Annotated in this window: 1 pseudogene; it reads left to right on the top strand. The window is 71.0% G+C overall.

The features are described from left to right. Nucleotides 1–1,274: pseudogene (locus tag ACZ60B_RS42965) on the top strand (alpha-1,4-glucan--maltose-1-phosphate maltosyltransferase); the annotation flags it as partial.

Raw genomic sequence — 1,274 nt, 5'->3', positions numbered from 1 at the left:
GACGAGTCGCTGCCGGTGGCGGCGCGGCTGGCGGCGGCGTCGACGCCGGAGGTGGACGAGGTACTGGCCCGTCATCCGCTGCGTGAACTGCTCACCGCGTCCGCGCCGTTGCCGCTGCTGGTGGAACGCGAACGGGCCCTGTACGGCGCCTGGTACGAGTTCTTCCCCCGCTCCGAGGGCACCCCCGAGCAGCCGCACGGCACCTTCCGCACCGCCGCCCGCCGGCTGCCCGCCATCGCCGCGATGGGCTTCGACGTCGTCTACCTCCCCCCGATCCACCCCATCGGCACCACCTACCGCAAGGGCCCCAACAACACCCTGTCCGCCGGACCCCACGACGTCGGCGTGCCCTGGGCCATCGGCTCCCCCGAGGGCGGACACGACGCCGTCCACCCCGCCCTGGGCACCCTGGAGGACTTCGACCACTTCGTCGCCCGGGCCCGCGAGGAGGGTCTGGAGACCGCCCTCGACTTCGCGCTCCAGTGCTCCCCCGACCACCCCTGGGTGGAGAAGCACCCGCAGTGGTTCCACCACCGCGCGGACGGCACCATCGCCCACGCCGAGAACCCGCCGAAGAAGTACCAGGACATCTACCCCATCGCCTTCGACGCCGACATGGACGGCCTGGTCGCCGAGACCGTGCGCGTCCTGCGCCACTGGATGGACCACGGCGTGCGGATCTTCCGCGTCGACAACCCCCACACCAAACCGGTCGTCTTCTGGGAACGCGTGATCGGCGAGATCAACGCGGCCGACCCCGACGTCATCTTCCTCGCCGAGGCCTTCACCCGCCCCGCGATGATGCGCACCCTGGGCGAGATCGGCTTCCAGCAGTCCTACACCTACTTCACCTGGCGCACCACCAAGCAGGAACTCACCGAGTACCTGACCGAACTCGCCGGTGAGACGGCCGCCTGCATGCGGCCGAACCTGTTCGTCAACACCCCCGACATCCTGCACGCCTGCCTCCAGGACGGCGGCCGCCCCGCCTTCGAGGTCCGCGCCGTCCTCGCCGCCACCCTCTCCCCCACCTGGGGCGTCTACAGCGGCTACGAACTGTGCGAGAACACCGCGCTGCGCCCCGGCAGCGAGGAGTACCTCGACTCCGAGAAGTACCAGCTGCGCCCCCGCGACTGGGAGGCCGCCGCCCGCGAGGGCCGCACCATCGCCCCCCTGATCACCCGCCTCAACGACATCCGGCGCCGCCACCCCGCCCTCCACCGACTGCGCAACCTCCGCTTCCACCACACCGACAACGACGCGGTGATCGCGTA

Source organism: Streptomyces sp. NPDC104096, assembly GCF_055584385.1.
This window is presented reverse-complemented; position numbering and strand designations above follow the sequence as displayed.